At 39.1% G+C, this 2,033-nt stretch carries 2 protein-coding genes; both read right to left on the bottom strand.

Annotated elements, in window-relative coordinates; all coding sequences use genetic code 11:
• A partial coding sequence (locus AC1DG9_RS26360; protein ID WP_477635606.1) for an aldehyde dehydrogenase (NADP(+)) occupies positions 1 to 1,229 on the bottom strand: 1,229 nt, incomplete at its 3' end.
• A 25-nt stretch (positions 1,230 to 1,254) separates the two neighbouring features.
• Positions 1,255 to 2,033 (bottom strand): fumarylacetoacetate hydrolase family protein (locus AC1DG9_RS26355; protein WP_477635605.1); only part of this gene is annotated, 779 nt, incomplete at its 5' end.

The following is a 2,033-nucleotide window of genomic DNA, read 5'->3' as shown; positions in this document are numbered from 1 at the left end:
GCTGTATCTTTTATCAATACAAAAAGTGTTACCGGACCAAAAACCTCCTCGTTTAACTGTTTATTCGAAAGGAAATCATCTGCTGAAACCGTAAAAGCAATTGATCTGGCCTCATTTCTCTCGTCATTTGCTAATTTTGTTCCCTCAGCCAAAACATTAACTCCGTTAACCGTTTTAGTCGTTTCGATACCTTTACTGTATGATTGGCAGATATTCTTGTTCAACATTGTTGCAGGTTCAGTTGCTCCCAGATGTTTCACAAAGTGATTTAGAAAATATTTACTCGCTTCGCTTTCTATTAGTAATACCAATCCAGGATTAGTACAAAATTGGCCTGCCCCCATAGTTACTGAGCCGGCCAATCMTTTAGCAATTGCTTCTCCTTTTACTTTTAATGCTTCTTCCATCAAAATAACCGGATTTATAGCGCTCATTTCTGCATATACAGGAATGGGTTCTGGTCTTTTCGCAGCCGCATTAAAAAGAGTCATGCCTACTTTTCTTGATCCTGTAAAACCCACTGCCTTTATAGCAGGGTGCTGTACGAGTCTTACCGACTGATCGTTTGTAAGGTTTAAGGCTGAAAATACACCCTCAGGCATGCCTGTTCTTTTAGCTGCCTGAATAATTGCAGAAGATATCAATTCGCTGGTGCCAGGATGAGATGGATGTGTTTTAACAATTACAGGACAGCCTGCAGCAAGTGCAGAAGCAGTATCGCCTCCTGCTGTAGAGAAAGCCAATGGGAAATTACTGGCACCATAAACTGCAACAGGGCCAATTGGAATAAGCATTCTTCTGATGTCAGATTTTGGTAATGGTGCTCTTTCAGGTTGTGCAGTATCTATTCTTGCATCCACATACCAGCCGTCACGTAGTAACTGGGCAAACATTTTTAACTGACCAAAGGTACGGCCTCTTTCGCCTGTTATTCGTCCAATGGGCAAACCTGATTCTGTAACAGCTCTTTCTATCAATGTTTCTTCAAGCGCCATTATTTCTTCTGCAATTGCTTCTAAAAACTCAGCACGCTTAATTGTTGAAATATTTTTATAGCTAACAAAAGCATCCTGCGCTAATGATAATGCCCGTTCAAGTTCTTTCTCTGTTGCGTAAGTAAACTTTTCTGATATTAAAACATTCCCAGTGGGATTGAAAGCCTGAAAGCTATCGGTTCCATTGCCACTACGAATATTTCCAATAAAATTCTCACCTGTTATAGACACCATATTTAGTAAAATTTAAAGCTATTTTTTATACACGAATAGCTATGTGATTTGTTAATGTTCCAATATTATCAATACTTATGCTAACCTCGTCCTTTTCATTCAAAGTAAAGTCATTAGGAGGTACAATACAAGTTCCGGTCATTAAAAAACATCCGTTTTTAAAATCGCACTCAGCATACAAATAGATTACTAACTCATTCAGAGAGCGTTTCATTCTGCTAATAGAAACCGAATCGCGAAAAACCTCCTTACTGTTTCGGTTGATAACCATCTCTATCATTGTTTTATCGGATATCGGCTTTTCAGGTATATATAAACACGGTCCCAGAGCAGCACTTCTTTCATAAATCTTTGCCTGCGGCAGATACAACGTGTTTTCTCCTTCAATGCTTCTGGAACTCATGTCGTTTCCTATAGTATAAGCCTGTATGTTTCCGGAAGCATTGATAAACAAAGTCAATTCAGGTTCCGGCACGTTCCAGGTCGAATCTTTTCTAATGTTTACGTGTTGTTTATGTCCAGCTACACGATGAGGTAATGATTTAAAGAATAATTCAGGACGATCTGCATCATAAACTTTATCATACATGCTTGCCCCACCGGAATCTTTAGATTCCTCTTTTCTGGCATCGCGACTGCGCAGATAGGTTACTCCTGCTGCCCAAACTTCCTGCTGTCCAATTGGTGCCTCAACATCGTTTTCTAATATTGCTAATGCTTTATTTTCCTGCAAAGATTCAGGACTCTCACTAAGTACATGAACTAAATATTTGTAGAGGTTGTCATTATTAATCAATGTATCCC

It is taken from the genome of Pedobacter sp. 05L430, from assembly GCF_056397585.1.
The sequence above is the reverse complement of the archived record's forward strand: the minus strand, read 5'-3'. Positions and strand labels throughout refer to the sequence as shown.